This window comes from Salmonella sp. SAL-020 (genome assembly GCF_017372215.1).
Lineage (GTDB): Bacteria > Pseudomonadota > Gammaproteobacteria > Enterobacterales > Enterobacteriaceae > Salmonella > Salmonella enterica.
In genome coordinates this window covers 226,497-252,330 of record NZ_CP071690.1, presented here as the reverse complement: position 1 = coordinate 252,330, position 25,834 = coordinate 226,497, and the positions used below count along the sequence as shown (strand labels likewise).

General features: G+C 54.9%; 17 protein-coding genes and 2 pseudogenes. 6 read left to right on the top strand and 13 right to left on the bottom strand.

The window, feature by feature from the left end:
- Nucleotides 1-88: 88 nt before the first annotated feature.
- Nucleotides 89-856, bottom strand: coding sequence for a cyclic-guanylate-specific phosphodiesterase (gene pdeH, locus J1G48_RS01150; RefSeq protein ID WP_000595624.1), 768 nt, complete (start codon nucleotides 854-856; stop codon nucleotides 89-91).
- A gap of 228 nt (nucleotides 857-1,084) precedes the next feature.
- On the opposite strand from pdeH, the gene J1G48_RS01145 reads away from it, so the two are divergent.
- Nucleotides 1,085-2,014 (top strand): sugar kinase, encoded by a 930-nt coding sequence (locus J1G48_RS01145; protein ID WP_000037586.1) that lies wholly within the window; start codon nucleotides 1,085-1,087, stop codon nucleotides 2,012-2,014.
- A 53-nt stretch (nucleotides 2,015-2,067) separates the two neighbouring features.
- Here J1G48_RS01145 and J1G48_RS01140 read toward each other — a convergent pair whose 3' ends face one another.
- The 9 genes from J1G48_RS01140 to bcsR form a co-directional block, all read right to left on the bottom strand.
- Nucleotides 2,068-3,555 (bottom strand): pitrilysin family protein, encoded by a 1,488-nt coding sequence (locus tag J1G48_RS01140; RefSeq protein ID WP_001163182.1) that lies wholly within the window; start codon nucleotides 3,553-3,555, stop codon nucleotides 2,068-2,070.
- Between the two features lie 219 nt (nucleotides 3,556-3,774).
- Nucleotides 3,775-5,061 carry a C4-dicarboxylate transporter DctC gene (gene dctA / locus J1G48_RS01135; RefSeq protein WP_000858228.1) on the bottom strand — a complete coding sequence of 429 codons (1,287 nt, stop codon included), beginning with the start codon at nucleotides 5,059-5,061 and terminating at the stop codon, nucleotides 3,775-3,777.
- A gap of 157 nt (nucleotides 5,062-5,218) precedes the next feature.
- The gene (gene hmsP / locus J1G48_RS01130) at nucleotides 5,219-7,225 is read right to left on the bottom strand and encodes a biofilm formation regulator HmsP (RefSeq protein WP_001266347.1); all 2,007 of its coding nucleotides are present in this window, start codon (nucleotides 7,223-7,225) and stop codon (nucleotides 5,219-5,221) included.
- 173 nt (nucleotides 7,226-7,398) lie between these two features.
- The gene (gene bcsC, locus J1G48_RS01125) at nucleotides 7,399-10,941 is read right to left on the bottom strand and encodes a cellulose synthase complex outer membrane protein BcsC (protein WP_001225197.1); all 3,543 of its coding nucleotides are present in this window, start codon (nucleotides 10,939-10,941) and stop codon (nucleotides 7,399-7,401) included.
- Nucleotides 10,923-12,032: a cellulose synthase complex periplasmic endoglucanase BcsZ gene (gene bcsZ, locus J1G48_RS01120; protein ID WP_000988803.1), complete on the bottom strand. Its 1,110-nt coding sequence runs from the start codon at nucleotides 12,030-12,032 to the stop codon at nucleotides 10,923-10,925. The genes bcsC and bcsZ overlap by 19 nt, the downstream gene beginning before the upstream one ends.
- 3 nt (nucleotides 12,033-12,035) lie before the next feature.
- Nucleotides 12,036-14,336, bottom strand: a complete 2,301-nt coding sequence (gene bcsB, locus J1G48_RS01115) for a cellulose biosynthesis cyclic di-GMP-binding regulatory protein BcsB (protein WP_000823812.1) — start codon at nucleotides 14,334-14,336, stop codon at nucleotides 12,036-12,038.
- Nucleotides 14,337-14,346: 10 nt separating this feature from the next.
- Nucleotides 14,347-16,971 carry a UDP-forming cellulose synthase catalytic subunit gene (gene bcsA, locus J1G48_RS01110; protein ID WP_001275324.1) on the bottom strand — a complete coding sequence of 875 codons (2,625 nt, stop codon included), beginning with the start codon at nucleotides 16,969-16,971 and terminating at the stop codon, nucleotides 14,347-14,349.
- On the bottom strand, nucleotides 16,968-17,720 hold the full coding sequence (gene bcsQ / locus J1G48_RS01105) for a cellulose biosynthesis protein BcsQ (protein WP_000996127.1): 753 nt from the start codon (nucleotides 17,718-17,720) through the stop codon (nucleotides 16,968-16,970). Before bcsQ ends, bcsA begins: the two co-directional genes overlap by 4 nt.
- Nucleotides 17,721-17,924, bottom strand: a complete 204-nt coding sequence (gene bcsR / locus J1G48_RS01100; RefSeq protein WP_000282616.1) for a cellulose biosynthesis protein BcsR — start codon at nucleotides 17,922-17,924, stop codon at nucleotides 17,721-17,723.
- A 244-nt stretch (nucleotides 17,925-18,168) separates the two neighbouring features.
- Between bcsR and bcsE the strand changes: the two genes are divergently transcribed.
- The 3 genes and pseudogenes from bcsE (at nucleotide 18,169) to bcsG (ending at nucleotide 21,604) form a co-directional block, all read left to right on the top strand.
- A complete protein-coding gene (bcsE, locus tag J1G48_RS01095; RefSeq protein WP_001205767.1) occupies nucleotides 18,169-19,740 on the top strand; it encodes a cellulose biosynthesis c-di-GMP-binding protein BcsE in 1,572 nt (523 codons plus the stop codon).
- Complete coding sequence (gene bcsF, locus J1G48_RS01090) at nucleotides 19,737-19,928, top strand: cellulose biosynthesis protein BcsF (protein ID WP_000988321.1); 192 nt, start codon at nucleotides 19,737-19,739, stop codon at nucleotides 19,926-19,928. The genes bcsE and bcsF overlap by 4 nt, the downstream gene beginning before the upstream one ends.
- Nucleotides 19,925-21,604, top strand: a pseudogene (gene bcsG, locus J1G48_RS01085) (cellulose biosynthesis protein BcsG). Before bcsF ends, bcsG begins: the two are co-directional and overlap by 4 nt.
- A gap of 81 nt (nucleotides 21,605-21,685) precedes the next feature.
- Here the strand turns inward: bcsG and J1G48_RS01080 are convergent.
- Nucleotides 21,686-21,793 (bottom strand): type I toxin-antitoxin system toxin Ldr family protein, encoded by a 108-nt coding sequence (locus J1G48_RS01080; protein WP_001669334.1) that lies wholly within the window; start codon nucleotides 21,791-21,793, stop codon nucleotides 21,686-21,688.
- A 372-nt stretch (nucleotides 21,794-22,165) separates the two neighbouring features.
- Between J1G48_RS01080 and J1G48_RS23200 the strand changes: the two are divergent.
- Nucleotides 22,166-22,318 (top strand): annotated as a pseudogene (locus tag J1G48_RS23200) (PLP-dependent transferase); the annotation flags it as partial.
- Between the two features lie 117 nt (nucleotides 22,319-22,435).
- Nucleotides 22,436-23,734: an aromatic amino acid transport family protein gene (locus tag J1G48_RS01070; RefSeq protein WP_001150168.1), complete on the top strand. Its 1,299-nt coding sequence runs from the start codon at nucleotides 22,436-22,438 to the stop codon at nucleotides 23,732-23,734.
- Between the two features lie 100 nt (nucleotides 23,735-23,834).
- Here the strand turns inward: J1G48_RS01070 and dppF are convergent, their stop codons facing one another.
- Nucleotides 23,835-24,848, bottom strand: a complete 1,014-nt coding sequence (gene dppF / locus J1G48_RS01065) for a dipeptide ABC transporter ATP-binding subunit DppF (RefSeq protein ID WP_000103563.1) — start codon at nucleotides 24,846-24,848, stop codon at nucleotides 23,835-23,837.
- Nucleotides 24,845-25,828 carry a dipeptide ABC transporter ATP-binding protein gene (gene dppD / locus J1G48_RS01060; protein WP_001196509.1) on the bottom strand — a complete coding sequence of 328 codons (984 nt, stop codon included), beginning with the start codon at nucleotides 25,826-25,828 and terminating at the stop codon, nucleotides 24,845-24,847. Before dppD ends, dppF begins: the two co-directional genes overlap by 4 nt.
- Between the last annotated feature and the right edge of the window lie 6 nt (nucleotides 25,829-25,834).

The following is a 25,834-nucleotide window of genomic DNA, read 5'->3' as shown; positions in this document are numbered from 1 at the left end:
CCTTGCCTGTCCTAAAGATAGTTCAGCCAGACGAAAAAGGAGGATGACCGCGCCTCGTAATACCACGTATTACGGGAACAGTCTGGCGTTACAGGGTCAGAATCACCTCTTCGAGCGATATCAGCGGCACGGGTCGAGAAAGAAAATAGCCCTGGGCGGCAAAGGCGGGCGAACGCTGCACATCACGCCACTCTTCCAGCGTCTCCACGCCCTCGACAATAACGCCGCGGCAGTAGCGGTTCATCAGTTGCAGCAGCAGAGTGAACAGGTTGCGTCCCTCCGCGGACTGACGCAGCATGACGAACAGCTCGCGCGCCACTTTAATGTAGTCATAACGCACTTCGCTCAGCGCTGAAAAATTGGCCATACCAGTACCAAAATCATCCAGCCACAGCGGGCCGAACTCACACATCGAGGCGAAAGAGGAGTCTTTCGGCAAACGAATATGTTCCACCAATTCGAAACGCAGCCAGGGTAAACGCTCCATCGCTGCCAGAATGTCCGGCTGTCGTCGCATGGCAATCAGCGTAGGGCCGTCAACATTGACTGATGCCAATAAGTGATGGCGAGTGAAAAAATCCGCTTTTTGTTCAAGCTGATGAAGTTGTTCTTTCACTACGTCAATGCGGTGTCGAACCGCTAACTCCGCGAAATAACGATCCGGGGCAATACGTCTGGAAGGGTTATCAGGATGGGTGACGACAGTGAGAAGTTCAACCGCCATCAGACGGCCATCCGTCTGGTATATCGGCTGGTAAGTATAGGCACGCTCGCATTGCAGCCAATAGCGCCGTTCCTGCAAATTCTCTATACCTGCATCAGGAACGCGTAGCTGCTGGATAACCTGCTTTATCATCTCAGTTGTCCTGTTAATGGGAGTGTGACTGTCCGGACTCGTCAAAGGTTATCGGCGTTCAGGCAGAGAACTTTACCCTCGGTCCCTGGCAAAATAAAAACAGCCCCCGAAACTTGTCAAAAATACGCACTTGCTCAAAAAAATAATGGACCGATGTTTTAATATTATTGACCACTAAACATCCACAGCGCACACTAACGCTAATTTTTACAGATCAGGTTCACGACTATGTCTAAAAAGATTGCCGTGATTGGCGAATGCATGATTGAACTGTCGCAGAAAGGCGCTGATGTTCAGCGCGGCTTCGGCGGCGACACGCTGAATACCTCCGTTTATATTGCCCGTCAGGTCGATTCTGCCGCTCTGGCCGTTCACTATGTGACGGCGCTGGGTACCGACAGTTTCAGCCAACAGATGCTGGAGGCGTGGCAGCATGAAAATGTGGATACCTCGCTAACGCAGCGGATGGAAAATCGCCTACCAGGCCTCTATTACATCGAAACCGATGACACTGGCGAGCGTACCTTCTACTACTGGCGTAACGAAGCGGCAGCGAAATTCTGGCTGGAGAGCGAGCAGTCAGCGGCTATCTGCAAGGCGCTGGCGACCTTCGATTATCTCTACCTGAGCGGCATTAGCCTCGCGATTTTAAGCCCGACCAGCCGTGATAAGCTGCTGTCTTTATTGCGTGAATGCCGGGCCAACGGCGGGAAAGTCATTTTTGATAATAACTATCGCCCGCGTTTATGGACAAGTCGCGAAGAAACGCAGCAGGTCTATCAAAAGATGCTGGAATGTACTGATATCGCTTTCCTGACACTGGACGATGAAGACGCGCTATGGGGTCAGCAACCGGTGGAAGAGGTCATTGCCCGCACCCATGCGGCAGGCGTGCAGGAAGTGGTGGTAAAACGCGGGGCGGACTCTTGCCTGGTCTCAATTCAGGGCGAGGCGCTCATTGACGTTCCGGCAGTAAAACTGCCGAAAGAGAAAGTGATAGACACCACTGCCGCAGGCGACTCCTTCAGCGCCGGTTATCTGGCCGTTCGTTTGACGGGCGGCAGCGCGACGGATGCCGCGAAGCGCGGACACCTGACGGCCAGCACGGTAATTCAGTACCGTGGGGCCATTATTCCGCACGACGCGATGCCGCAGTAAGTCATTTGCTCTTGCCCGGTGGCGCTGCGCTTACCGGGCCGGCAGGCGGCAGCTTACTGTGCCGCCGGTGTCTCCGTCACTTCCGGATGCGCCTCATCTGCTTCAACAGCGGCGGCAGTTGTCGGGACCATGATTTCATCCCACGTCGCCTTTAACGCCTTCATATTAAATTCCGGCTCGCCTTGCGGTTGCAGCAAAATTAATGCCATCTCCTGCGATAGCTGCTGACGTAAATTCTGATTGAGCATATCAACGGTCAGGCTGTTGAGGAAATTCTGACGCAGCTTCTGATACTGCTCCGGCGCGATATCCACCACTTGATTCTGCAGCGAGCGCATACGCTGTCCAGTCAAAATGTCAGTATCGGTACGCGCGTAGGTCGCGAACAGCTTTTGCAATTCGAGATTTTTCTGCGCCACCAGCGCAGTAAACTCCTCTTCCGACAAACCTTTATCGCGTACTTTCGCCAGTTCATTCGCCACCAGGCTCAAATTGGTATTGAGCTTATCATTAGGTGATTCAATGTTGATGGCGCACTGCGCGCGCAGGAACAGAACCCGGCAGTCAAACCCCAGACCAATATCTTTCGCGTTATTTTTAGTAAGCTCTTGCTGGATATGCCAGAACAGCGCTTCGCGCGCCAGATCCGCCTGCCAGTAGCGCAACAGCGCCGCCGATTCGCGAATCGGTTGCCACGGCGTATCCCACATAATGGAGAGACGATCCTGGCGCACCGCATCGGTCATAATGCTCACTGATTCCGCCCGCAGCGGCGAAAGCGTCGGCACCGGGGCGGGCGTTTCGCGTTTACCTTTCAGCGTACCGAACGTTTTGTTGATCTGCTCGGCGACGGAGCGCGCATCAATGTTGCCGACAACAATCAGCGTCATGGCATCCGGGGTGTACCATTTTTCATAGAAAGCCTGAATTTTGGCTGCGTCTACCGGCTGCTTTAACGGTTCCGCGGGATCGTGCCCCAATAACGCCGACCCTTTCAGCCGATAACGCCACCAGCCCTCTTTAGTATCTGCTGGCCACGTCGCAACCATATCTTCGCTGCTTAACGCATGATTCACCGTCTCTGGCGTAATGGTTAATTTACCGGAGACGTTAGCCAGATAGGTCAGCGCTTCTTTCAGCAGATCGTTACGGTTATTGGGTAAACTGAGGTTATAGAGCGTGGAATCATAAGAAACAATAACGGGCGGCATGGGACGTTTCGGATCAAACCCTTGCTGCCATAAAGAACGTGCCTGTGCGGCATCCAGACCACCGCTTTGCGTCAGCGCGATACGGGGAATCGCATGGCTGAACCCGCTCTGTTGCGTACTTTCGGTGAGCGAACCGGTATTAACCTGGAGACGAACTTCAATACGATCGCTGGGGCGCTGAGGCGTAGCCAACACTTGCCACTGTAACCCATTAGCCAGCGTCCCCTGTTGCCATGCCGGATCGGGCTGGAGCGCATCTGCCTGCACATAGCCGGCAGAGGCCAACATCAACAGACTGCCCGCTAAGAGTCGAATTTTTGTGCCCTGCATGTGAACCCCTGATCAACAATCCTGGTAATAAAAAGACAGCCCCGGCAGGGATGCCTGAATATGACGTAAAAACACTTCGTGTTAGACCGCGAGAACCTAAAAATGTCACGGAAGAAGTGAAATAATCCCGAAGCATCATGCTGTATGCTTTGGGCGCAGGGGTCAATTATGCGCAAACACCCGCAGTCCTGGAAGGGACTACGGGCATAAGTGGCGAGATTAGGAGGAAATTTCGTGCGTTTTGCCATCCGGCGCACGATTATTAAGCACATCGTCCAGCTTTTGGTGATCTAACTCTTTCACCCATTTGGCAACCACCACCGTCGCCACGCCGTTACCCACCAGGTTAGTCAGCGCGCGCGCTTCGGACATAAAGCGGTCGATACCAAGGATTAACGCCAGTCCCGCAACCGGTAAATGGCCCACGGCGGAGATAGTGGCCGCCAGCACAATAAAGCCGCTTCCGGTCACGCCCGCGGCGCCTTTTGACGAGAGCAGCAGCACGACCAGCAGCGTTATCTGGTGGAAGATATCCATATGGCTGTTGGTCGCCTGGGCGATAAACACCGCCGCCATCGTCAGGTAAATAGAGGTGCCATCAAGGTTGAACGAATACCCCGTCGGGATCACCAGCCCCACCACCGATTTACGGCACCCCAGTTTTTCCATCTTATCGAGCATACGCGGCAACGCTGACTCGGAAGAGGAGGTGCCGAGCACAATGAGTAATTCTTCCCGGATATAGCGAATAAATTTAAAAATGCTAAAGCCCGTTACCCGTGCAATCGTCCCCAGCACCACCACCACGAAGAGAATACAGGTGATATAGAAGCAGATAATGAGCTGCCCCAGTTGCACCAGAGAACCGACGCCGTATTTACCGATGGTGAAGGCCATCGCGCCGAATGCGCCAATCGGCGCCAGGCGCATGATCATATTGATGATGCCGAAAATGACCTGCGAAAAACTCTCAATCACATTGAAAATGAGCTGGCCTTTGCTGCCCAAACGGTGCAGCGCAAAACCAAACAACACCGCAAACAGTAAGACCTGCAGAATGTTGCCGCTGGCAAACGCGCCGATCACGCTGCCCGGTATGACATCCATCAGGAAGGCAATAATGCCCTGCTCCTTGGCTTGTGCGGCATAAACGGCCACCGCCTGCGCATCCAGCGTTGCCGGATCGACGTTCATCCCGGCGCCAGGTTGCACAACGTTGACGATGATAAGACCGATAATCAGCGCAATCGTACTGACAATTTCAAAGTAAAGCAGCGCGACCGCGCCGGTACGCCCCACCGCTTTCATGCTTTCCATGCCTGCGATGCCCGTCACGACTGTACAGAAAATGACAGGAGCGATGATCATCTTAATGAGCTTAACGAACGCGTCGCCAAGCGGTTTCATTTGTGCGCCCAGTTCAGGATAGTAATGGCCAAGGAGAATACCAATGGCGATTGCTGTCAGGACCTGAAAATAAAGACTTTTGAACAGAGAGGTTTTCATAGGGTGTCCTTGAAGTAAAAACCACAGGTCTTGTAAGGTTATGAGTAACCTGCGGCCTTAAAATAACACCCACACAACATGACAGAAATGCGCCAGGATCATAATTGAAACAAAAATGTTAAAAAGTTTGAGCTGGCTCGCACAAGCGCGACCTTTTTTAACTTTTGTAATCAGAATTTTCGTGCGACAGATACCGTTCTTCAAAGATATCCGCGGGAACGGGCCGAGCAAACAGGAAGCCTTGCGCGACGTTGACTCCCGCCTGTTCCAGCCACGCGCGTTGCGCCTCGTTCTCCACGCCCTCGGCAATCAATTGTAAATTAAGACTGCGGGCCATCAGAATAATCGCCGTCACCATACTGTGATCATCCGGTAACCCATCGACAAACATTTTATCAATTTTAAGGATATCGACCGGTAGCGACTTCATATGCTGTAACTGGCGCAGCCCCGCGTAACCCATGCCAAAATCATCCAGTGCGATACGCACGCCAGCATTACGTAACGGACGTAAGATAGCGACGGCAGCGTGCGGATCGTCGATACGGCGGCTTTCAGTGACCTCAAGAATCAGCGTACCCGGTTGAATACGATAGCGATTTAACAATTCCAGCAGATCCGACACCATGCCAGGGTGCATGAGCTGTAACGCGGAAAGATTGACGGAGAGCGGCAATGTCACGCCGCGCTCCTGCCAGGCGGCAAGCTGGCGGCAGGACTCTTCCAGCACCCAATGGCCCACCGTGACCATCAGGCCGCAGGATTCAATGCGCTCAATCAGCCCCTCCGGCAATTCCCAGCTACCGTCCGGCTGTTGCATACGTAACAAGGCTTCGGCGCTTAATACGTTGCCGCTGCGCATCTCGACCTGCGGCTGCAACCAAATGGCAAACTGATGGTTATCCAGCGCGGTAAGGATATCGCTCTCTTCGGTAAGGCGCTGTTGAGCGGCCTCCATCTGCGCCGGGTCAAAGAACTGGATCTGATTTTTACCTTTTCGGCGCGCGGTAAACGCGGCGGAAACGGCGCGACCATAGAGCGCTTCGGCGGTCAGATCGCCATAATACATCGCAATGCCAATACTGCAGCTTGGGCGCAGTTGAATACCCTGGATGGGCAGTCGTTCATTAATGATAGTGAGTATTTGCTGACCTAATGTGATGGCGTGCCACGGCTCTTTAACGCCGTGGGCGATAATGGCGAAGTCATACCCGCTGACCTGCGTAAGCACCATGCGCGGCGCCAGCACCGACTTCAGCTTCTCAACCAGCGTCAGTAATAGAATCTCCCGCTGCGTTTCTTGCAGCACGCCTGCCGTGTCACGCAACGTTTCGCACGTCACGATGATAAGCGCGGTGGTCTGTTGGCGGGCGATAACCTGTTCCAGCAATGCCATTAAAAAGGCTTTATTGGGCAGCTCGGAAACCGGAAAACGCATCGCGTTGTCCGTTTGCTCCTCGCGTTGACGCTGCATAAGCTGCTGGTTGAGGTTATAGCTGCGCACCAGCATTCCAATTTCATCATCCTGATGCAGACGCGGCAACGCCAGCTGATGTCCGATCAGCTCCTGCTGCGGAATGTCGTTCAGCTCGCGGGCGATTTTGCGCAGCGGATGCACAATCAGGCGGTTTACGCACCAGGCGATGGCCACCGTCAGGATCAGCGATAAAAGTAAGTAAATGGTCACTAACGTAGAGAGCGCGCTCATGACGAACTTGTACATACGGTACGAATCCGCCTGCAATACAAGGTAGGCCAGCGGTTGCGGATTGGCGGGACGCTCCAGCGAATAAACCGGCAAAGAAATTTGTACCGGCAGTTCGAAGAGACGCGTCACCATAACCGGGACGGGGCGTTCAGGAATGAAGCGCTTACGCAACGCCTGGAACTGATTCGGCAATACCACATCGGCGCGACTCACCACGCCCGCAGGTTTAATACTTTCCAGAATGGTTTCCGCGCCGGGGAGATCCGCTTTTAAAATCGCGGAAGAAAGAGGTTCCCGAACAGATCGCGCGATGCTTTCCAGTTGCGTAGCCGTGTTGTAGCGGTTCTGCTGTACCAGATGGAACAACAAAACGGTGCAAAAGACAAAAACAAACACCATGACAACGGCCGCAACCATTGCCATCTGTTTAATTGTTAACGAGCGGCTGACGCGCAAATTGACTCTCCCTGGATATCCCGGACTGCCGCCTGAGTATACCCGATTGCAGCGGCATTAAGAGAGGCTGTATCTGAAAAGGACTTTTCTGAATAACGGTTAATGATAGCGTCTGATGGCGCTGCGCTTCTCAGGCCTACGACGCCTGTCAATTCGTAGGCCTGACGCAATGATTACCAGTCAGCGTAAGGCACCAGAGGCTGCGGCGGTAAATCCATATCCCCCTGCCAGCCCGCCGCGGAATAACGGACATACAGCAGCAGATGACTGGGGGTATAATCTTTCGCCTGCTGAATATCGACAGCCGTACCCACAAACCAGTTGGCAGTGACCCGGCGTTCAATGAGCGCCCGCGCGGTATAGCCAAATCCCTGGCTGCTGCCGCCGCCGTTGGTCTGGTCACGCGCATCCTCCTGATAATCCGCCGGGATCAAATTCATCAGCGGATAACGCGGCATGGTACGGTTGCGGGAGTGCGACCAGGATACCGAGCCGCCCAGCTCCCACGACCAGTTTTCCGTACGCTGCCGCCACATCACCGGCACCGCAAACGACAGGTATTCCTGCGGGCTATAATAACCGCCCTGACCCAGTGAATAACCGCTCAAATCTTTGTCGTAATGCCAGATCATGTTATTCAGCCCGACGGTAACGCGGCGGTTATTCTCGTTAATCACCTTATAGTAATAACCGGTCATCCAGCGCACGCGCCAGTTATCTTCCACATTTTTACCGCTCAACTGGTCGCCGCTGAGCGACGCCCAGACACCGTTTGCTTCGCCTTTATCATAGCTGAGACTGACGCCGCCGCCGTTGGCCCGCACGCCGCCCCATTTGGTGCCGGTATTGCTGCTGGCGTCCTTTTGCCCGCCAAACGCCAGCAGCGAGCTGGAGATCGGGCGACGATGCGCGTTCAGGGTATAACCCAACGGCCCGATATCGTCGCTATAGCTGACGCCGCCGACCACATCAACGACATTAAAGCCCATCGGCGTCGTGCCGATATCCCAGCGCCAGGTCTCATTCTGCCAGCCGACCGCCACGCTCGCGCCCGTATCGGCCTGGCTACGATGTCCGCTGCATTTCTCCAGCGTACAGGTACCCCAGTTATTATCGTATTTTCCATCCGTATCCGTAGAGAAGCGGCCAACATCCATATTCACCATATCAGTACGAAAGAACGCCCGTCCGTCCGACCAGGGCGCATCCACCTGAAGCATCGTGGTATGCGCCTTCAGATCGGAGTAGCCGCCAGTCCCGCTCGACCCCCAATAATCGTGCGCCAACGTGACATTGAGATCCTGCTGACGGTACAACTCCGCCGCATCGCTACGCACGCCGCGTTTTAGCCAGTCATCTTTTTCATCATTGCGCGTCAGGCGGGTAAAGGTATCGTTATCCAGGGGACGAACCGGCGTAATCGCCGCGGCGACCATTGCCTCTTTATAGGTTTCCAACGCCCGCTGCGGCTCGCCCGTTTGCGCCTGAAAAGCGGCGGCGTCACGCAATACCATCGCGCTTTCCATTGATGGCGGCTGTGCTTTTGCCTGCGGCGTAATGCGGTTGAAGGTCCGCGCCGCCGCCGTGATATCGCCAAGCTGGAGCTGCGCCAGCGCGACGCGGCGCTGCATGTTAATAGAGGTGATTTGCGACGCAGGCAGCGCCGCCAGCTGAGCGCGCGCCGCAGCGTTATCGCCCTGTGCGATGTCGATTTCCACCCGCCCCAGCATGGCATCGACATTACCCGGTTCCCGCGCCAGAACGGCGTCATAAGCGGCGCGGGCCGCCGCATTATCGCCACGCTGCTGCGCCCAGTCCGCCAACGTTAACGCAATGCGCGTAGAGGGCGGCTGCTGACGTAACAACGCTTCCGCTTCGCGTTCTTTGCCGCTATCGCGCAAGCGGTTAGCGCTTTCCAGCACCTGGTTACTTTGCAATCGGCCCGCCAGTTCCTGAATATTGCTGTTCCACTGGCTGGTCGGTAGGGTATTGAGATGCGCCAGCGCCGCCCGGTCCCGATCGCTGCCGGAAAGATAAAGCCCATAAGCATAGACCTGTTCCGGATCGTTTGGCTTCTGCTGCGCCAGAGAGCGCATTTGCGCATCGGCCTGGGCGTGCTGCCCGGCCTGCCACAGATCGCGTGACAGTCGGTACGTCACCCACACGCTCCCCGGATCTAATGCCAGCCGGCGACGGTGCAGTTCTGCGGCCTGCGCCCATTTGCCCTCGCTTTCCAGCGTTTCCGCCTGCTGCGCCAGACGGTCATTTTCCAGACTGCGTTCGATATCGTCGATACTGCGCCGCTGGCTGGCGGAAAGAGAAGCGATAAACGCGGCGGCTTTTTGCGGCGACTGCTGGCGATAAAGATTCGCCAGCCCGCGTACAGCATTGGTATTACCGCTATCCATACGCAGCGTCTGCTGATAATAACGTTCGGCGGCGGCATTATCTTTGCGCGCCATCGCCACATCCCCCAGCCCCAGTACCGCGTAGCTGTCGGTGTTATCCACCGCTCGCGCCTGCTGATAGAAACGCTCCGCCTGGGCCAGATTATTCGCTTTTAAGGCCGCGTCGCCCTGCTGAATTAACAGCCAGTAGCGATTGACCTTCAGCAGGCTCTCCCACTTATCGCGGCTGCTGCTGTGCGGCGCCATCGCCAGCGCTTTTTCAAACTGCGCGACGGCGCGGGCGCGATCGCCACGCTGTGAGTATGCCTGCCCCAGCGCGCCGACCGCCTCGCTGTCGTCCTGCCGGGCGCTCACCGCCTGCTGCAATTGCGCAATGGCCTTACCGCCTTCTCCGGCATTAACCGCCGCGATGCCCTGCGAGCGCGCGCGGAACGCCGGATCGGCTAACTGTTTTTGCTGCTCGCTAAGCTGGGCGCGGGCGGCAGACACGCTATCGCCTTCGCTAAACTGCGTCAGATAGTCTTGCAACGCTTTTACGCTGGCGTCGCTCACCGGGAGATCTTTTATCTGCTGGTACCAGATGGCGGAGGCCGCGCTGCGTCCCGTACTGGATTTCGCCATCTGTTTTAGCACCGCAAATCCCTCATCGCGCCGCCCGCTGGCGAACAACAGTTGCGCCAGCGCATTTTGCAGAGCGTTATTACCCGGACTGACGGCATTGATTTTCTGTAGCTGGTTAATCGCTTCGTGACGGCGGGCGGGCAATTTCGCCACGGTCGTCCAGTATTCGACCGCCAGTTCGCCCTCCGGCGGATAACCTTTAAACAACTTGTCGTAGCTGGCGATCGCTTGTTCAGTATGGCCGGTCGTCGCCAGTAAACGCGCCTCCTGCAAAGACTGACGTCCTTGTGGCGTGGAGAGCAGCATCGCGGTGCGGGAAGATTGATACGCCGTCGACTCCGGCGCCAGTTGCGCCAGCCGGTCAAGTAGCTTCTGTGCCCCGTCGCTATCCCCCTGGCGCAACAGATAGCGGAAACGGGCGGCGATAACCTGTGGATCATTGGGGTCGATCAGCTCCAGGCGATAGAGCGACTGACGGACTAAGTCCTCACGGTGCGTGGCCTCGCCCAGCCGAACCTGCTCCAGCAACTGTTGCTGCGCGGAGGTCGCTGCGCCGGCAAGCGGTGTTAGCGCCATACCAAGCGATAAACCCAACAATGCCCGAGAAACGCCCCTTTTGCCAGGTAAGGCGTTTCGACCGCCAGCCGGCAAAAAAGCGTGCATGAGACTTAACGTGAACTTACGCATTCCTGGCCCCAGTCAGGTAATAATTCACCTTTGACGGTGAAGCGAAAACGGTGCTGATCCCAGCCTTGTCCAAAGAGAGTCAGCACATAGTTGTAATAGGCATCGCTGCCAGGAAAATGGTCTGCGACCCGCTGTCGCTGCACGGCCTGGGCGTCGCGATTTTGCAGGAAAGGCAGTAAAGCGGCGGAAAACCCGACCGGCCCCGTCCCCTGCGCATTCCCGCTGACGACATCCACTTTCTCCGGTGGAACGCCGTTTTTCATCGTTAACGTCGCCATCGGTTTAAATCGCGCCAGTAAACGCGCTTTTTGCGGATCGCCATCATGCATCATTCCCGTCCATAAATAGACGCGAATCGCATCGTAGCTACTGATCAGCGTCTTTTCCGCTTTCAACTGCCAGCCTTGCTTGCTTTCATAACGCACCCAGTCCGGCGAGAAACCTTTCGGCGCGGTTTCCAGCAAAAGCCGCAAATTGGTTTCCCGTAGCGTCGACCACGGCGCGCCAAAACGGCTAAAGTATTGCGCCAACTGCGGCGGCAGATAGCTTGGGTTAAAACGCCAGCTATTCGCCTCGGCAAAGCCGATTTTGCCAGGTAGCAGCATTGAGCCCAGCCCCGGCACATTCACGACCTCTTCGCGGGCGATGCGTTTTAGCAACGCCGTGCCCACCTCGGTATAACGCGTCTCTTTCCACAGGCGACCGGCCTCCAGCAGCGACCATGCCATCCAGATATCGCCGTCGGACGCGGAGTTGCTGTCCAGCACCGACCAGGTGTCGGGATCTTTTTGTCCCCACAGCCAGGCGGGCAGATGTTCACGCAGCGATCCCTGCGCCAGATTGTTTTGCGTCCAGTTAAACAGTTGCGCGAACGCCGGTCGATCGTTCGCCGCCAGGGCAAAGAACATGGCGTAGCTTTGCCCTTCGGAGGTGGTAATTTTTCGCGCATCGCCCGGATCGATAACGCGTCCCTGCTGGCTAATGTAATCTTTCTTGAACTGTTCCCACGCAGGCCAGCTACAGGCCGCCTGCGCATTTATTGCCGTCAGCATGACGATCATCGTTATCCATCCGCGCAGCATAGTCATCATGCGTTACTCATGGTCAGGGTCGAGACGACGGCGACTGAGAATACGTAGCAGACGCCACAATACCCACGCCAGTAATACCACACTGAGGGCCGCCAGTACCGCCAGCAGCACCGGGTGATTCGCCAGCGCATACCACAGCCGCTCAAACCACGGCAGATGTCCGACGTAATAGATATCGCCAACGCGCAGACTGTGAACGCCGGACTCGCGGATCACCGCCACGGAACCAAACATCGCGGCGCGTTTACCGCTGTCGTTCACAGCGTCGTTCAGTAGCTGGTAACCGCGCGGGCTATCAGCCAGCAGAGCAATCACGCTGCGCTGATCATTAAACGGCGACTGGAAGCCCACCACCGCCGCCATCGGGCCGCTGGCGGTGACGGTGGACTGCGCATCCGCCGCGCGATCGGCCTCATCCGGCATAATCGACGGGAAAGCGGTCTGCCGCATCGGGGTTTTTACCCAGCTTTGTGTCGCCTGCACCAACAGATCGATACGCTTATCATCTTTTAGCTTGCCCGGAATAGCGCCAATAATCAGCAGATCGGCGTCTTTGTCGGCTATCTGAGCGCTATCATCGGTGATGGTCAGATTAATTGCCGGGAAACCGGTCTGCCCGCCAATGGCACCGACCGTATTCAGCAGCGTTTCCATTTGCGCTTCGGTTGGGGTCTTCGGCATCACCGCCAGCGTGTCAGACAAGTCGGCCATCCGGCTGAACGGGAAACCCGCATTGGCGAACGCGCGTAAATCCGGCATCGCGATAAAGTGGTAATATTTCGAAAAATCGATAGTGGAGTCATCCCCTATCACCACATGATTCGGTACAGGCTGGAAGGTAATACAGTTGTCCACCGACCCGCCCGGCATCGGATTCATGTAGCGGAAGTCAAAACGTAGTTGGTTCATCGCCCCCAGTTTGAGCGCCGGAATAGACACATCTGTTTTACCATCCAGCAGTCCCTGAAGTACCGGCAAGCGCAACAGGAGTCGATTAGTTTCCTGCGTGCTGTTAAGGCTAAAGGCTTGCAGGAACTGGTTATTCAGACTGATGTCCAGTCGTGAACTGTCTTTGGTCGGCGGCGAGGTATAACGGTAGTTGAGATCCATATCAATACCGTTGCTACGCAGCAAATAGAGGTCCGGCGGCAGATTCAAAGAAACATTGATGGGCGCCGGCTCCAGCCCACTCGACTGGAGCTGCTCTTCATAGGTTTTCAGCTCGCCAAAAGTGACCGGGCGATCGGTACGCACCCAGTTCGGCGCATCATACGGTTTGCGCGCCAGCAGCGGTTTTACATCGTTGACCACCACGCTGGAACCACGGAAGAGAATATTCCCTTGCGCGATACCTTTTGCCGCTTGCAACAGGTCTTTATCATCACGGCCAAACACGACCAGCAACTTCACATACGGATTATCCGGATGGCTCATCATCTCGATAACCGGCGCGTTAACCGCAGGATGATCGCGCAGGAAATCGGGGCGTCGATCGTTGGTGGCGAACACGATCGCATTGCGATCCGGCAGGTGATTATACAACACCGGGAAGCGCTGACCGCGCCAGCCCGCCCGCGAGCCAAACCAGGACGCGACAATAGAAGCCGCCTGCTGCTGCGCCAGATCCGGCATGTCAGCAAACACTATCGGCAACGTCACCGGACGGTTATCCCGCGGATCGAAAAACGGCACCGGGAAGTGGGACAGATCGTTATTCACCGCCAGCATGTTATAGGTCAGATCCAGGGCGCTATTTCGCCCGATGTCTAACCACAGAGTACTGCTGGCCGGATTTTCACACACGTCGCGATAGTGGCCGACAAACTCCAGCCGCACCCGGTTAAAATCGGTGATAAATAGCGGATTGATAGGTACCTGCGCCAGCGTCTTTTTCCCCAACTGCTCTTTTGTCACCGGCAGTACGCCCATCAGTTCATCATTGAGATAAACCTTGAGCTGCGACTGAACCGGCAGGAGCGACGGCGAGGGCGTATATTCCAGATTCAGCACCGCTTTCGACGCCACTTCATCGCTGCGCATACCAAATTCAATGCCGCCGTTAGGGTTAACGCCACGCAGCGCCATACTACCCGGCGGCGGCGCGATTTGCGCAAAGGTCAGCTTGACCTCGCGCGAAGGCGCGGTCTGTGCCACGACGGGCGCCTCAGTTGCGGGCGACGGCGCAGGCTCGGTGGGTTCAGCATTTATCAATGGCGGCGTAGCAGGCGCCGCCGCCGTCATGAAAGCAGGAAACGCGCTTAATCCTATTACCGCCGCACACATCCAGGACAATTTTCTTTTCATCGCATTATCATCATTGTTGAGCCTGAGCCATAACCCGATCCGACGGCTGTATCGCCGCTTGCCGCTCCGGGCGACGCGGAATAAACGATACAATCCAGGCAATTAACGCCGTCAACGATCGGAAAATTACTTTTACTGAAGGCGGCGCGAATTCCGCGAGGTGGCGATATCCGCGGAAGCCCAGCTTCAGAATATCCAGCAAGCTTTCCAGCGGTTTATCTTCCGGGAAGCTATCTTGCCAAAGCGCCCACGTATCGGCGCGAGCGAAGGTACACTGCACAAAATCAATATGTTGTTTGGTGGTGAGCGGCATCAGTTGCAGCCCGACCTCATTGCCCGTTACGCGCACCACCTGCGTTGGAAAGACATATTCCTGCTGCCCGCGTTTAAGCAACAGATTCACTTTCTGCCCTTCCAGCACCTGCGCCTGACCGTTGATCTTGATGCCTAACCCGCCGTCGGAGAAGTCATGTACGGTACAGGAGAACAAATGTCCATCTTCGCGGGCGATGGCCCCCGGCATGGCAATCTCGACCCGATGCGCGCGTCTGACCTGTTTACTCTCTACCGAAACCGCAACCGCGCCGCCGAGAATGACCAGGTTATAGAAGACCCACACCAGGCTAACGATGACGGTCAGCGTTTCATTTTCCGGCCCGTAATAGTATCGCCATACGCCCGCCGCCACGCCGAGCAGGTTAAGCAAGACAAGGAAGATATACGGACGCGAGATTACCCAGTCGACGTACTTCTCTTCCACCAGCCCGCCTTTCGCCGTGACGTTAAATTTCCCTTTGTGCGGATTGATCAACGCGACCAGAGTCGGCGGTGCGATATACCATGCCAGTACCGTTTCATAGATTTCACTCCAGAAAGAGTGACGATACTTGCCCTGAATCTTCGAGTTAGTCAGGCTGGCGTGGACCATGTGCGGTATCACAAATAGCGCAATCATCAACGCAGGCGCATAAATGATATAGGCGTGCAGCAGCAGAAAAGCCAGCGGCGCGGTCAGAAAGATCAGGCGCGGAATGCCGGACAAGAAATGGAACATCGCGTTGAGGTAGCACAGCCGCTGCGCCAGTTTTAAGCCTTTACCAAACAGAGGGTTATCGAGGCGGAAAATTTGCACCATGCCCCGCGCCCAACGAATACGCTGCCCGATATGCGCCGACAGGCTTTCCGTCGCCAGCCCCGCCGCCTGCGGAATGCGCATATACGCTGAGGTATAACCTCGCCGGTGCAGCCGGAGCGAAGTATGCGCATCTTCCGTCACCGTCTCAACGGCGATACCGCCAATCTCATCCAGCGGCTTACGGCGAATCACCGCGCACGATCCGCAAAAGAAAGTGGCGTCCCACATATCGTTACCGTCCTGTACCAGTCCGTAAAACAGCGTGCCTTCGTTAGGCGTTTTACGAAAACGTCCCAGGTTGCGCTCAAACGGGTCCGGGGAGAAGAAATGATGCGGCGTCTGCATCATCGCCAGCTGTTTTTCTTTCAGGAACCAGCCCATTGTCATTTGCAGAAACGAGCGTGTCGGCACATGGTCGCAATCGAAGATCGCCACAAACTCGCCTTTCGCGTGTTTTAGCGCATTGTTGATGTTGCCGGCTTTGGCGTGTTCATGCGTGGCGCGGGCAATGTAATGCACGCCAACATGTCGGGCAAAATGACGAAATGATTCACGCCCGCCGTCATCAAGGATCCAGATATTCAGCTTGTCCTTCGGCCAGTCAATGCCAAGCGAAGCGTAAATGGTATTTTTGACCACATTAAGGTCTTCGTTATAGGTCGGTACAAAAATATCCACCGTCGGCCACTGCGACATTTCTTTCGGCAACGGCACCGGTTGACGATTTAACGGCCACACCACCTGGAAGTACCCCAGCACCAGCACAATCCAGGCGTAGGTTTCCGCAAACAGCAGAATCAGCCCGCACACCAGACTGACCGGGTCGTCCCAATTTAGCGTCGAGGTATAGCGCCACCAGATATAACGACAGGAGACCGTTAGCGACAGCACGATGAGCATCAGCGCGGAAAAGCGTCCCGGCATACGTCGTACCAACAGCGCAACGCCCCACAGCAACAGCAGAAAGATAAATTGCGATAGCGGGTTAAATGGCTGCGTAATACAGATCAGCGCCAGTATCAGTGAAAAGGTCACGATAACGCCCAGAATAAAACGCCGGGCACCGTTGCTAAGATGTCCCAGCTCTTTTTCCTTTTCCAGGTGCGTTGTCTTTTGGCGCACCCGTTCCGGTAAGGTATCCATCCATTGATGGTAACGTCCACGAACGTCCTTCAGGCGCGCAAATGACCGCCAGCGCGGTTCATGACGTTCTTTAGTCGACGAGATCATCACCAGCCAGAGGGTCTGAATGAGGTAACGGGCCGGGTCCAGCGGGCGCGGGCGGGCGGCGTTAATATGCGGATAAAGTGCTTTATGCTCGTCGCGAATACGCTGCCAGCGCGGATGCTCAAGCGGAAAAACTATCCACGCCAGAATCATCCACAGGCAGCCGAGCGCTGCGCTAAACGGCGACGCGCCGTGGCGGCGGTAACCCTGATAGCGCTCGCTCAAACGCGCGCTAACCGGCGGGATAAGCAGCCACCGGGAAAGGGCGCTCATCGCAGGCTCCCGGCGGACGTTTTGTCGCCCGCATCATGCAGCAGGCACCAGTTCGCCAGCGTTAACACCTCTTCGGCAGCTAACGAATCGCTGCGATATTCGCCTAACGGCTGTTTCGACGCCATGCACTCCGCCATCGCCTCATCGCGATGGATCACAATGGGCAGCAACCGGCGCTGGCTTTGCAGCCAGACCTGGTACAGATCGTCCTGTAACTGACTGCCAATGCGTAAGTCATTGATCAGAATATGCGCTCCGGCAGGCAACGCCTGCTGATGAAGGCGAATATGGCAGTTAGCGTCAACCCGGGCTACCGCCAGCGTATGGTCGCAGAGGCTCACCAGCTGCCGTGTCAGCGGTGACGCGCCGTAGGGCAAGTCCAGTAAAATCCAGCTATAACGCCCGCTCGCTTTCAGCGCCTGGATAGCCGATCCGATCTCTCCCAGCGTCTCCTGCCAGGACTGCGGATTTTCCCGCTCTTGCGCGGTGAGCTGTCCAAACGGCAGTAGATCAAGCTGTGAGGTATAACGTAATCCGGCATCGCGCCAGTCCTGGCCGTCCAGCAACGATCGCGCCCAACCGCCCTGATGGACGAAGTCGACGTTAAACGACATGCGCAGCAGGTTATCGGGGCTGGCGTCAATCACCAGGACATTTTCCCCTAAGATTTGTAACGCCCAGGCGAGTGCTGCGGTGAGAGATGTGGTTCCCACCCCGCCGCGCACGCCCTGCAGTCCCAGAATCGCCATTCATGGCTTCCTTAATGAATGTGGTTGCGCAAATTCAGCCAGGAGCGGCCATCTTTTAATCGCCGCCGCCAACTGTTCGCGTTGGGAAATATCGGTATAATCTATTTCGGGTAGTGAAAACGCCTGGCTTAATGCCAGAAAATCATTTTGAAAAGTGTAGCCCAACGTTGGATCGGACTGAGCGCCAGGTTCATTGTTATACATTCTGGTTGCTCCTTTTTAAATATTTCTCACTGGCAGCATTACGCCCCGTCGTCAATACGGGAGAACGCGCATTTTTCATCTTTCCGTGACATCATTTATAATGTGTAAAAATGCAAAGCGCAGAGTTACAGGGCATCCTGCCGGGCAAATTGATTCACATGCTAAATCTGATGCGTTTTAATTTCAATGTTAGGTTTATTTCTGTGCTTTCGCTAGTAAACTGATAAACAGTTAAAATAGTGACATGAGGGACACTGTGGACCCCGTATTTTCTCTCGGCATCTCATCATTATGGGATGAACTGCGCCATATGCCAACCGGCGGCGTCTGGTGGGTTAACGCCGATCGCCAGCAAGATGCCATCAGCCTGGTGAATCAAACGATTGCGTCACAAACGGAGAATGCAAATGTCGCCGTCATCGGCATGGAAGGCGATCCTGGCAAAGTAATCAAATTAGATGAATCTCACGGTCCGGAGAAAATCCGCTTATTTACCATGCCGGATTCAGAAAAAGGGCTATACTCTTTGCCCCACGATTTGCTTTGTTCTGTTAACCCGACGCATTACTTTTTCATTCTTATTTGTGCAAATAACACGTGGCGGAATATAACGTCAGAAAGCCTGCATAAATGGCTGGAAAAAATGAATAAATGGACTCGTTTTCATCACTGTTCATTGTTGGTTATTAACCCTTGTAATAATAGCGATAAACAGTCCTCGTTGTTGATGGGCGAGTATCGCTCACTTTTCGGCCTCGCCAGTTTACGTTTTCAGGGCGACCAACATTTGTTCGATATTGCCTTCTGGTGTAACGAAAAAGGCGTCAGCGCCCGACAGCAGTTATTGCTGTGTCAGCAGGACGAACGCTGGACGCTATCCCATCAGGAGGAGACGGCAATTCAGCCGCGTAGCGACGAAAAACGCATTCTTAGCCACGTCGCCGTCCTTGAAGGCGCGCCGCCGCTCTCGGAACACTGGACGCTTTTCGACAATAACGAAGCGCTATTCAACGACGCGCGCACGGCGCAGGCCGCGACAATTATTTTTTCGCTTACACAGAACAACCAAATCGAGCCGCTTGCTCGTCGCATTCATACTTTGCGGCGCCAGCGGGGAAGCGCGCTGAAAATTGTCGTGCGCGAAAATATCGCCAGTTTGCGCGCCACCGATGAGCGCCTGCTGCTGGGCTGCGGCGCGAATATGATCATTCCCTGGAACGCCCCGCTTTCACGCTGCCTGACGCTTATTGAAAGCGTGCAGGGACAGCAGTTCAGCCGTTACGTACCGGAAGACATCACCACGCTACTGTCAATGACGCAGCCGTTGAAACTGCGCGGTTTTCAGCCGTGGGATATCTTCTGCGATGCCATCCATACGATGATGAGCAACACCCTGCTCCCCGCCGACGGGAAAGGCGTTCTGGTCGCGCTGCGCCCGGTGCCGGGCATTCGGGTTGAGCAGGCGTTAACATTATGTCGGCCAAACCGAACCGGCGATATTATGACCATCGGCGGCAACCGTCTGGTGCTGTTTTTATCATTCTGCCGGGTCAACGATCTGGATACCGCGTTAAACCATATTTTCCCTTTGCCGACGGGCGATATTTTCTCTAATCGTATGGTCTGGTTCGAAGATAAACAAATCAGCGCCGAGCTGGTGCAGATGCGCTTATTGTCGCCGGAACTGTGGGGAACGCCGCTACCGCTGGCAAAACGCGCCGACCCGGTAATAAATGCCGAACACGATGGCCGCATCTGGCGTCGTATTCCTGAACCCCTGCGATTGCTCGACGACACCGCGGAGCGTGCATCATGATGACCATCAGCGATATCGTGCAAATTATTCTTTTTTGCGCGCTGATTTTCTTTCCGCTGGGGTATCTGGCGCGTCATTCGCTACGCCGTATCAGTGATACGACCCGGCTGCTATTTGCCAAACCTCGTTATGTAAAACCAGCCGGAACTCTGCGCCGCGCTACGAAAGTCAAGGCAGACAAAAAATGACTCAGCATACTCAAACTCCATCAATGCCTTCTCCGCTCTGGCAGTACTGGCGCGGTCTTTCCGGCTGGAACTTCTATTTTCTGGTCAAGTTTGGCCTGCTGTGGGCAGGCTATCTGAATTTTCATCCTTTACTGAATCTGGTATTCATGGCGTTTCTGCTCATGCCAATACCAAAGTATCGCCTTCACCGGTTGCGCCACTGGATTGCCATTCCCGTCGGCTTCGCGCTGTTCTGGCACGATACCTAGCTGCCCGGCCCGCAAAGCATTATGAGCCAGGGGACGCAGGTGGCGGAATTCAGCTCCGGTTATCTGCTCGATCTGATCGCCCGTTTTATTAACTGGCAAATGATCGGCGCCATCTTCGTACTGCTGGTTGCCTGGCTTTTTTTATCACAGTGGATTCGGGTCACGGTGTTTGTGGTCGCCATCATGGTATGGCTGAATGTCCTGACATTAACCGGCCCGGTTTTTACGCTGTGGCCGGCAGGCCAGCCAACCGATACGGTGACGACAACTGGCGGTAACGCGGCCGCTACCGTCGCGACAGCGGGCGATAAGCCGGTCATCGGCGATATGCCTGCGCAAACCGCGCCGCCGACGACCGCGAATCTGAACGCCTGGTTGAACACCTTCTATGCCGCGGAAGAAAAGCGGAAAACGACGTTCCCGGCGCAACTTCCGCCTGATGCGCAGCCGTTCGACCTATTGGTCATCAATATTTGTTCGCTCTCCTGGTCGGATGTCGAAGCGGCAGGCCTGATGTCACATCCGCTATGGTCGCACTTTGACATTTTGTTTAAACACTTTAATTCCGGTACGTCTTACAGCGGCCCGGCGGCCATTCGTCTGCTACGCGCCAGCTGTGGTCAACCTTCGCATACCCGACTTTATCAACCAGCCAATAACGAATGTTATCTGTTTGATAATCTGGCGAAACTGGGCTTTACTCAGCATCTGATGATGGATCATAACGGTGAATTTGGCGGCTTCCTGAAAGAAGTTCGCGAAAACGGCGGTATGCAGAGCGAACTGATGAACCAGTCCGGCCTGCCAACCGCCCTGCTGTCATTCGACGGCTCGCCGGTATATGACGATCTGGCGGTCCTGAACCGCTGGTTGACAGGAGAAGAACGTGAAGCCAATTCCCGCTCCGCGACTTTCTTTAACCTGCTGCCGCTGCACGATGGCAACCACTTCCCCGGCGTCAGCAAAACGGCGGATTATAAAATCCGCGCGCAGAAACTGTTCGATGAACTGGACGCCTTCTTCACCGAACTGGAGAAATCCGGGCGTAAGGTGATGGTGGTCGTCGTACCGGAGCACGGCGGCGCGCTGAAGGGCGACAGAATGCAGATCTCAGGCCTGCGCGATATTCCCAGCCCCTCCATCACCAACGTCCCGGCGGGCGTGAAATTTTTTGGCATGAAAGCCCCGCATGAGGGCGCGCCGATTGATATTAACCAGCCGAGCAGCTACCTGGCGATTTCCGAACTGGTCGTACGCGCCGTGGACGGTAAGCTCTTTACCGAAGACAGTGTGAACTGGAACAAGCTGACCAGCAATCTGCCGCAAACCGCGCCGGTTTCAGAAAACGCTAATGCGGTGGTGATTCAGTATCAGGGTAAGCCCTACGTTCGTCTGAATGGCGGCGACTGGGTGCCTTACCCGCAGTAAACCGAAAAAGGCCGCAAGGTTTCCCCTGCGGCCTGGTTCGGGCGCATGTTGCCATTACGGCGGACAGACGCTCAAAACGCGTTACTTCCTGTCACGTAGCCAGTTGACGATCACACTGGCGATAATGCCAGCAATGATCGGCGCTGCCAGATCGTGCCAGAAGACCACGCCCAACTGCGTAAGCGTCATATAGCCGCCTTGTTGCAATGGCAACCGTTCGCGGCTATCCTTAAAGTGTTTGGGTTCAAGTTAGCCCCCGTCAGGTTGCCAAGTTTATACCAGTCAACGTGCGGGGGTTTTCTCTATCCAGCAACCTATGCCGCCGGGGATCAACCCCCCGCAACATTGCGCCTCACCGGGTAAACCCGGCTTGCTGCTGATATTACGGCAAAATCCCCGTCCCGGCACGGCGCTAACGTGCAATCTGCGTGACGCTTCGCAGACGATTACTTTTATTTGCCAGAATACATTCAGCATTTCTGAGGCTGGCAGTCAGCCGCTCAATTCTGTAAATTATGCCTCCTCGCGGCCAGTCCCGGTGATACCGAAACCCTCGTTCAGCATCCTGCGTCTATGACATATTCGCCTGTTGCGCCAGAGGAATGGCTAAAAGCAGGTATTACCGACGAACTTATCCGTCTTTCAGCGGGACCTGAAGATCCCGACGATATTATTCATGACCTTGAACGCGCCAGCAGAAAAGCAGCATTCTGACGATTGCTCGGCGAACCGCTGTCACCGGTTTGCCGCATCGGGTATCAAGGCACTATAGCCTGGTTATAGGCAGCATTCTTTATGAGAGAGCTGCCTATATTTTGGGCAGGGGGCTCTATGCAGGACGACACATTACCATTAAATAACAGTAACGCTACGACCACACCGCTTTCAACGAGATTACCGTTTACAAAATATGATTTTGGCTGGGTGCTCTTGTGTATCGGTATGGCGATCGGCGCAGGTACCGTCTTAATGCCAGTGCAAATCGGTCTCAAGGGGATCTGGGTATTTATTACCGCTTTTATCATCGCCTATCCCGCTACCTATATTGTGCAGGATATTTATCTAAAAACGTTATCTGAAAGCGAAACCTGTGACGATTATACGGATATTATCAGTCACTATCTTGGCAAAAACTGGGGCATTTTTCTCGGTGTAATCTATTTTCTTATGATTATCCACGGGGTGTTTATTTATTCCCTGTCGGTGGTGTTTGATAGCGCCTCCTATATCAAAACCTTCGGCCTTACTGAGGTCGATCTTTCGCAGTCTATTATCTATAAAGTCGCGATTTTCGCCGTGCTGGTGGCGATTGCCTCCGGCGGGGAAAAGTTATTATTTAAAATTTCCGGCCCGATGGTGGTGGTAAAAGTCGGGATCATTCTGATATTCGGTTTCGCTATGATCCCACACTGGAATCTTGATAATATTTCCGCCTTTCCCGCCGCATCGGTTTTCTTTCGCGACGTACTGCTCACTATCCCATTTTGCTTCTTTTCTGCGGTCTTCATTCAGGTGCTAAACCCAATGAACATCGCCTATCGTAAGCGCGAGCCTGACCGTGTGCTGGCCACCCGGATGGCGATTCGCACGCATCGCATTAGCTATATTACGCTGATTGCCATTATTCTCTTTTTCTCGTTCTCGTTTACCTTTTCGATTAGCCATGAAGAGGCGGTATCAGCGTTCGAGCAGAATATTTCCGCCCTTGCGCTGGCAGCTCAGGTAATCCCTGGCCATATCATCCACATTACCTCTACCATCCTCAATATTTTTGCCGTACTTACCGCGTTCTTTGGTATTTATTTAGGTTTTCACGAAGCGCTTAAAGGTATTGTACTGAATGTATTGAGTCGTATTATGGATGTCAAAAACGTCAACCCACTGTTACTGACATCTGGTATCTGTGTCTTTATCGTGGTTACTCTGGTTATCTGGGTTTCGTTTCGCGTCTCAGTATTGGTCTTTTTCCAGTTAGGCAGTCCGCTTTATGGCATTGTCGCGTGTATTATTCCTTTTTTCCTGATTTATAAAGTAGCGCAACTGGAAAAATTACGCGGCCTGAAAACCTGGCTTATTCTGTTATATGGAATATTGTTGTGCCTGTCGCCGTTATTAAAATTGATTGAATAAGTCGTACCGGAGAGCCATGCCCGGTGGCGCTACGCTTACCAGGCCTACAGGTACGGTGTAGGCTTGATAAGGCGCAGCCGCCATCCGGCATAAAACGCAATTAACTCAACGGTTTCTGCGGGTTTTCATCCTGATCGACGGCAAAGCAGGCCACCAACTGGCCGTCGTACTCTTTAAGCTGCGGCTGTAACTGCGTACAGGGTCCGAAGCGACGGCTGCAGCGGGCGTTGAAGGCGCAGCCCGGCGGCGGGTTCAGCGGACTCGGCAACTCGCCGGTCAGCTTAATCCGCTCACGGCGATCGTCCGGATTCAGCCGCGGCGTGGCGGAGAGCAACGCCTGGGTATAGGGATGACGTGGATTGTTAAAAATCTGCTCTTTGGTCCCTTTCTCCACGCAGCGGCCTAAGTACATGACCATCACTTCATCGGCGATGTGTTCCACCACCGACAGGTCGTGCGAGATAAAGACATAAGACAGCCCCATATCCTGTTGCAAATCCATCATCAGGTTCAGCACCTGGGCGCGCACCGACACGTCGAGCGCGGAGACCGGTTCGTCGGCAATCACTACGTCCGGATCAAGCATCAGACCGCGGGCGATAGCGATACGCTGACGCTGGCCGCCGGAGAACATATGCGGATAGCGGTCGTAGTGCTCGGTTTTCAGCCCCACCTTCGCCATCATCGCCAGCGCTTTTTCACGACGCTGCGCTTTACTCAGGCTGGTATTGATCAGCAACGGCTCTTCCAGAATTTGCCCCACTTTCTTGCGTGGGTTCAGGGAACCGTAGGGGTTCTGAAACACAATCTGAATTTTCTGCCGCCGCAGTTTCTGCGCGTGCGGATCGTGTTTGAGCAGATCCTGCCCCTGGTAATAAAGCTCGCCGCCGGTTGGCGTTTCAATCATCGTCAGCAGGCGGCCCAGTGTGGATTTTCCACAACCGGACTCCCCCACTACCGCCAGCGTTTTACCGCGTTCGAGATTAAACGACACGCCATCCAGCGCTTTTACCAGCCGTTCCGGAGAAAAGATCCCCTTCTTCACCGGATAGTGTTTTTTCAGGTCGATAGCCCGCAACAGCGGCTGTTGCAAGGTGGCCTCATGCGTACTCATAGTGTGGGCCTCCCGGCATCATCGAGTGGGTAATGACATTTTGACTGACGTCCATCGTCCAGTTGGTTGAGAGCAGGTTCTTCCGCACGACATCTGTCCGTGGCGTAGGGGCAGCGAGGGTTAAGCAGACAACCCGTCGGTCGGTCATATTTCCCCGGCACCACGCCCGGCAGCGACGCCAGACGCGCTTTATCTTGCGCAAACTCTGGTAACGCACGTAGCAATGCCTGGGTATACGGATGACGCGGCGCGCGGAAAATATCCTGCGCAGCGCCGGTTTCGACGACCTGCCCGGCGTACATGACGATAATTTTGTGCGCCGCTTCCGCCACCAGCGCCAGGTCATGGGTAATCAGCACCAGCGCCATGTTCTCTTTTTGCTGCAACTCCAGCAGCAGCTCAATGATTTGCGCCTGAATGGTCACATCCAGCGCCGTGGTCGGTTCATCAGCAATTAACAGCTTTGGTCGACAGGCTATGGCCATCGCAATCATCACGCGCTGACTCATGCCGCCAGAAAGCTGGTGCGGATAGACATCCAGACGAGAAGCCGGATCGGGAATACCCACCTGGTTCAACAGGTCAATCGCTCGCTGACGACGGGTTTTCTTGTTCCCGCCCTGATGTACCTTGATGGCTTCCATAATCTGAAAGCCAACGGTATAGCAAGGATTGAGGCTGGTCATCGGGTCCTGGAAAATCATCGCCACTTCAGCACCCACCAGGTTGCGACGTTCCTTCTCGGAAATGCGCTTCAGATCCTGTCCGTTAAAGAGCAGGTTTTCCGCCATCACGCGGCCTGGGTAATCGATAAGCCCCATAATCGCCAGCGAGCTGACGGATTTGCCGGAACCAGACTCGCCGACAATCCCGACCACCTCACCCTGCTTCACGCTGTAGCTAATGCGGTCGACGGCTTTGAACGGTGTCCCTTCGTCGCCGAAGTGCACCGATAATTGATCTACATTTAATAACGCCATCTCGAA

Bases quoted from the DNA above. Each gene is read 5' to 3' on its own strand.
- J1G48_RS01070 (WP_001150168.1), top strand. From the start codon at position 22,436: ATGCAGGACGACACATTACCATTAAATAACAGTAACGCTACGACCACA.
- bcsF (WP_000988321.1), top strand. From the start codon at position 19,737: ATGATGACCATCAGCGATATCGTGCAAATTATTCTTTTTTGCGCGCTG.
- bcsQ (WP_000996127.1), bottom strand. From the start codon at position 17,720: ATGGCGATTCTGGGACTGCAGGGCGTGCGCGGCGGGGTGGGAACCACA.
- bcsR (WP_000282616.1), bottom strand. From the start codon at position 17,924: ATGTATAACAATGAACCTGGCGCTCAGTCCGATCCAACGTTGGGCTAC.
- pdeH (WP_000595624.1), bottom strand. From the start codon at position 856: ATGATAAAGCAGGTTATCCAGCAGCTACGCGTTCCTGATGCAGGTATA.
- dctA (WP_000858228.1), bottom strand. From the start codon at position 5,061: ATGAAAACCTCTCTGTTCAAAAGTCTTTATTTTCAGGTCCTGACAGCA.
- bcsE (WP_001205767.1), top strand. From the start codon at position 18,169: ATGAGGGACACTGTGGACCCCGTATTTTCTCTCGGCATCTCATCATTA.
- dppF (WP_000103563.1), bottom strand. From the start codon at position 24,848: ATGAGTACGCATGAGGCCACCTTGCAACAGCCGCTGTTGCGGGCTATC.
- bcsA (WP_001275324.1), bottom strand. From the start codon at position 16,971: ATGAGCGCCCTTTCCCGGTGGCTGCTTATCCCGCCGGTTAGCGCGCGT.
- bcsB (WP_000823812.1), bottom strand. From the start codon at position 14,336: ATGAAAAGAAAATTGTCCTGGATGTGTGCGGCGGTAATAGGATTAAGC.
- J1G48_RS01080 (WP_001669334.1), bottom strand. From the start codon at position 21,793: ATGACGCTTACGCAGTTGGGCGTGGTCTTCTGGCACGATCTGGCAGCG.
- dppD (WP_001196509.1), bottom strand. From the start codon at position 25,828: ATGGCGTTATTAAATGTAGATCAATTATCGGTGCACTTCGGCGACGAA.
- J1G48_RS01145 (WP_000037586.1), top strand. From the start codon at position 1,085: ATGTCTAAAAAGATTGCCGTGATTGGCGAATGCATGATTGAACTGTCG.
- bcsZ (WP_000988803.1), bottom strand. From the start codon at position 12,032: ATGATGACTATGCTGCGCGGATGGATAACGATGATCGTCATGCTGACG.
- bcsC (WP_001225197.1), bottom strand. From the start codon at position 10,941: ATGCGTAAGTTCACGTTAAGTCTCATGCACGCTTTTTTGCCGGCTGGC.
- J1G48_RS01140 (WP_001163182.1), bottom strand. From the start codon at position 3,555: ATGCAGGGCACAAAAATTCGACTCTTAGCGGGCAGTCTGTTGATGTTG.